At 53.7% G+C, this 5,091-nt stretch carries 3 protein-coding genes; 1 reads left to right on the plus strand and 2 read right to left on the minus strand.

Going from position 1 to position 5,091, the window contains the following annotated elements:
- The first annotated feature begins 134 nt into the window (after positions 1 to 134).
- Entirely contained in the window at positions 135 to 1,094 is a 960-nt protein-coding gene (locus FHS90_RS22105) for an NAD(P)-dependent oxidoreductase (protein ID WP_182514611.1), read from the plus strand.
- Positions 1,095 to 1,432: 338 nt separating this feature from the next.
- Here FHS90_RS22105 and FHS90_RS22110 read toward each other — a convergent pair whose 3' ends face one another.
- Positions 1,433 to 2,755: a type IX secretion system plug protein gene (locus FHS90_RS22110; RefSeq protein WP_066831425.1), complete on the minus strand. Its 1,323-nt coding sequence runs from the start codon at positions 2,753 to 2,755 to the stop codon at positions 1,433 to 1,435.
- A gap of 226 nt (positions 2,756 to 2,981) precedes the next feature.
- The gene (gene abc-f / locus FHS90_RS22115; protein ID WP_066831422.1) at positions 2,982 to 4,910 is read right to left on the minus strand and encodes a ribosomal protection-like ABC-F family protein; all 1,929 of its coding nucleotides are present in this window, start codon (positions 4,908 to 4,910) and stop codon (positions 2,982 to 2,984) included.
- Between the last annotated feature and the right edge of the window lie 181 nt (positions 4,911 to 5,091).

Raw genomic sequence — 5,091 nt, forward strand, 5'->3', positions numbered from 1 at the left:
GCTTCCATTGAGTTAGGGCTTGGTGAGAAATGTTGTCGCAAACACTTTTACCTCCCTAATTCTTTGGAAGTTATTAAACTCTAAACAGCTTCATTAATAATTTTACACCTTAGACTTCGTCTTAATCTATACTAATGCCTTTTTCTGAATCACTCTTCCGCTGCCTTATCATTGACCTCATGCATGAAAGCTTGCTCCCCATGCTACAATCGCTGGGTGTGGAGGTAACCTACGTGCCTGATATCAAAAAAGAAGACGTTCCTGCTTTGTTGCCAGACTACCACATGCTGGTGGTGCGTAGCAAGCTGAGAATTACGGCTGAACTTTTGACAAATGCCCCCAAACTGGAAGTAGTAGCCCGCGCCGGTGCCGGGGTGGATAACATTGATGACGGCGTGCTGGAAGCCAGAAACATTACCTTGCTCAACGCCCCTGAGGGAAACCGTGATGCCGTAGGCGACCACACATTGGGTTTGCTGTTGGCACTGTTCCGGAAAATCACCGAAGGCGACCGCCAAATAAGAGAAGGCCATTGGCTGCGCGAAGAGAACCGGGGCGAAGAGATAGGCGGAAAGACCATCGGGTTGCTAGGGTATGGGCACATGGGCAAAGCGTTCGCCAAGCGGCTGATAGGCTTTGAATGTGAGGTGCTGGCGTATGACAAGCAGACGGTGGAAAATCCTTTTCCGCACGTGCGGATGACCTCTTTGGAGGAAATTCAGGAACGGGCCCAGGTGCTGAGCCTGCACTTCCCGTACAACCAGGAGAACCACCATTTTGTTAATGAACAGCTGGTTTCAGGTTTTAAACAGCCGTTCTGGCTCCTGAACACCGCCCGCGGCGAAGTGCTAGACCATGCGGCTTTGGTGGAAGCCTTAAAATCCGGACAGATAAAAGGAGCTGCGCTGGACGTGCTGGAAAACGAGAAGCTGAAGACGTTGACTCCGGAGCAACAGGAACGTTTAAACTATCTGCTAGATCACCCGCGGGTAATCCTGACCCCGCACATTGCCGGCTGGACGCAGGAATCTTATGTGCGCATCAATGATGTGCTGGTAGCAAAGCTGAAAAGTTATCTGGAAGAGAGAAAGTGATTTCCGTTTTTGGGCTGTTTTCTGAAAAGTAGGCCAGAAACGTAGCGGCGTTACCCTGTAACGCCGAGGTTCCATGAAACTGTAATGGCTCTCCCGCCAGAAACATTTCTCATGAAGAGCATTTCAATTGCTAAGATGGGCAGCGGGTTTTGGAACTTGTATAGCTGCGTAGAACCACGGCGTTACAGGGTAACGCCGCTACGGGTTAGGTTTATATTTTAGCCTTTTTTAGGGAAATAGAGTGAAAACAAGAGAAGGCGGGTGGGTGCAAAACTCAAGTGGCACCCACCCGCCTTTCCTTTGATTGAAAAAAAACAATCAATTAGAACCTCAATTCATTACCGCTGCGGGTTGAACTGGACGCTGGAGTACCCAATAATCAAATCTGCGCGCGTTCCCGGCGGACGGTAATACACCAGCACATCATACACGTTCTCGGTGGCGAAGTGGCTTCCTTCGTAATAACGGGAATCGGCTTGGCCGTTGGCACCCTTCACGGTGAAGTAGTAATTGTAGTAGCCTTGTTTGAGAAGTGCAGAGCCGGTATACATCTGATGGGCGGCATCATACGTCAGCTTGAAATTTTCCTTCAGCTGCCAGTCAGTGAAACCGCCGAAGACATAGACCGGGCCGGGGGCGGGCTCAGGGGAATGCAGCCGGAAGAAAACCCGCTGATAGTCGGCGTTCAAAGGGGCGTTGCCGTATTCGCGGCTCCCGAAGAGGAACTTGCCGTTGGCGTCTGGCTGGGTGCTGTAGGCTTCGCGGGCGCGGCTTTTACCCACGGTGGCAAAAATCTGGTCAGGCGAGGTGGAGACATCGCGGCGCTCCACCCCTAACCCGCTGAACCGCTCACTGCGGGTGTCCAGGGCCCGGAACTCGTTCAAGCCCAGAAAGGTCTGCTCCACGTCAAACAGCTGATACTCCAGCCTGCGCTGCGCCTCCTGCACAAAAGTGGGTTTGGTGAAGAATTTGGCGTTGTCCCAGCGGTGGTTCTGGCGCATGATGACTTTCACTTCCTGCGCCGGGTTCACAAGAGGGTATTGCGCGTAAAATACGTTGAAGTCTAACTGCTGGCGCACGTAGCGGTCTCCGGCGCCGGGAGTGGCTACCGGCCTCAGCCCCACCGTTACCAGCTCCTCAAACACCACGTACCGTCTGCTTAGCAGAAGATTGCCGCCTTCCTCTGAGACTTCCAGGAGGTAGTTGCCGCTCAGTTTTACCCGGGGCACCTGAAAACGGTAGTGCCAATACGGAACCTTGGTGCCCGCAGAGGCTTCTACCTGGTTGATGTAAAACTCGTTGAAGTCCTGCACAAACTGGAGCGCCTGGAGCTGGCTGGGCTGCCAGTTGATATCACAGTGGTGGAGCCGCACCACCGCCCTGCCGCGGGGGGCAGAGAAACGGTCAAATTCCAGCAATAGGCCACCCGACTGATTCAACGGTACCACCGGCGGGGCCAGCACATCTGCCACGTTGTAACTCTGTGCATAAAGCTGCACTGACTGCACATCTGAGGTGTACACCGCATCTTCATACCGCAAAGCAGCCCCGGTGCCAGAAGCCCCGGTGCCGGAGCCGGTCTGCTCCACGGGCACACATCCGGCCAGGGCCAGGGAAGCAAGGGCAAGTGACAGTAAGCGATTCCTCCAGGTTCTATTCATTTTCCAGTGTTCTAGGTGGCAGGCTTTCCTGCTGCACAGATATCTAAGACAGGTTGCTGCTTTGATGAAAACCGTGCAACGGCTCTGATGTTCATTAGTAACGCGCAACTTTATCAAATCTGGTGCTGGGCAGAAGTTCTTTTCTCCTGTTTTGGGGCTGTTTTTCAGAAAACAGCCCCAAAACACAAACCCTCACAGGCTCTTAGATACCTGCGTGGGGTATCAATTATTTCAACTGGTTTTCCAGGGCGTCTACCTGGTCCATGAGTTGCTCCCAGGCCGTCTGCTCCTTGTCTAGCTGGGCTTTGACTTTATTGAACTGCTGGGTGGCCTCGTGCAGGGCATTGGGGTCAGCGTAGGTGCTGGGCAGGGCCAGTTTGTTTTCGCAGTTTTTCAGCTTGGCTTCCAGTTCGTTCACCAGCCCCTCTACCTGCTTCAGTTTCTGGTTGGCTTTCTTTAGCTCCTGCTCCAGTTCCTGCTGCTGGCTGGCTGTGGGTTTGGGTTTGTTTTCGGCCTTGGCCGATTTTTGGGGCGCGGAAACAGAGCGTTTCTGGTCTTTCTCCCGCTGCTCCATCCAGTACTCGTACTCATGGTATGTGCCTGGGTACTCCTTCAGCTCATGGTTCTCAATGTACCAGATCTTGTTGGCCACGCTCTCTACAAAGTAGCGGTCATGGGAGATGACTACAAACGTACCTTCATACTGTTCCAGGGCCTGAATGAGAATGTTCACACTCTGCATGTCCAGGTGGTTGGTGGGCTCATCCAGCAGCAGGAAGTTGGCTTCTGAAATCAGGGTTTTGGCCAGGGCCACGCGGCTTTTCTCGCCGCCCGAGAGGACTTTGATCTTCTTGAAAACAGTGTCGCCGGTGAACAGGAACGAGCCCAGCACGCCGCGCAACTCCATCTCGGTGCGTTTGCTGCCCGCCTGTACCATTTCCTGCAGAATCTCGTTCTCCACGTTCAGGCTCTCCAGCTGGTGCTGGGCGTAGAAGGCCATGATCACGTTGTGGCCCAGCTGGCGCTCGCCTTTAATGGGCTCATCACCGGCAATGATGCGCATGAGGGTAGACTTCCCTTTTCCGTTGGCACCAATGAGGGCAATTTTATCGCCGCGCTCAATGTTCACGTGGGTGTTCTGGAAAATGAGTTTGTCGCCATAGCTTTTGCTCATGTTCTCCAGCCTTAGAATATTGCGGCCGGGCTGCACCGTGAACTGGAACTTGAAATTGACCACGGGCGCATCGGCGGCCACGTCTTCAATGCGCTCCATTTTCTCCAGGGCCTTCATGCGGCTCTGCGCCTGCTTGGCTTTGGTGGCCTTGGCCTTGAAACGGGCAATGAACTGCTCGGCCTGCTTGATCTGCTGCTGCTGGTTCTCATAGGCGCCCTTCTGAATCTCGTTGCGGAGTTCTTTCTCTTCTAAATAGAAGCTGTAGTTGCCGGCGTACACGTTCAGTTTGCCGCCAGATACTTCTACGGTGGTGTTGGTGGTGCGGTCAAGGAATTCGCGGTCATGGGACACAATGACCAGGGCACCTTCATAGGCGGCCAGATAGTTCTCAATCCATTTGATGGAGGGCAGGTCCAGGTGGTTGGTGGGCTCATCCAGCAGCAGGAGCGAGGGTTTCTGCAACAGGATCTTGGCCAGCATCACGCGCATGCGCCAGCCTCCGGAGAAGGTGCGCAGCGGCTGCTGCAGCTCCTCAGTGGTGAAGCCCAGGCCTTCCAGAATCTCTTCGGCCTTGACCTGAATGTTATAGCCGTCCAGCGCCTCAAACTGCTCCTGCAGCTTGGCCAGCTTGTCAATGTGCTCGTCCTGGTAATTGGTTTCCATCTCATGCAGCACCTCGTCAATGCGGCGCTGCACCTGAATAGCCTCTTCAAAGGCCTGCATGGCCACTTTCAGGATGCTCTCATGGGTGTCATAAGACAGCAGGTCCTGGTTCAGGAAGCCCAGGGTGGTATCACGGCTCATCTGGATGCCGCCGCCGTCAGGCTTGTACTCGCCCACCAGCAGGCGCAGCAGGGTAGATTTGCCGGTGCCGTTGAGCCCCACCAGCCCAATCTTGTCTTTGGGTTTGATGTGCAGGTTGGCGTCTTCGTACAGGGTGCGGCTCCCGAAATGGAAGTGAAGGTTATTGATGGAAATCATGGATCAAGGCGTATCAAACCGCAAAGGTACAGATTTCTGCAGAAACCTGATTTTACCAGGGCTGCGGGTAAATTCCTGTTTTTCACCTGTTTTCTGGCAATACTTCGGACATTTTAAGGTAGAAGGATAAAAAAGGGCAGAAGCACTGTTAGCGGTGTGTGAAAACTACTACGGCTTCCGC

The sequence above is a fragment of the Rufibacter ruber genome (assembly GCF_014138425.1).
Taxonomy (GTDB): domain Bacteria; phylum Bacteroidota; class Bacteroidia; order Cytophagales; family Hymenobacteraceae; genus Nibribacter; species Nibribacter ruber_C.

Coding starts and splice junctions, on each gene's coding strand:
- abc-f (WP_066831422.1), bottom strand. CDS start 4,910: ATGATTTCCATCAATAACCTTCACTTCCATTTCGGGAGCCGCACCCTG.
- FHS90_RS22105 (WP_182514611.1), top strand. CDS start 135: ATGCCTTTTTCTGAATCACTCTTCCGCTGCCTTATCATTGACCTCATG.
- FHS90_RS22110 (WP_066831425.1), bottom strand. CDS start 2,755: ATGAATAGAACCTGGAGGAATCGCTTACTGTCACTTGCCCTTGCTTCC.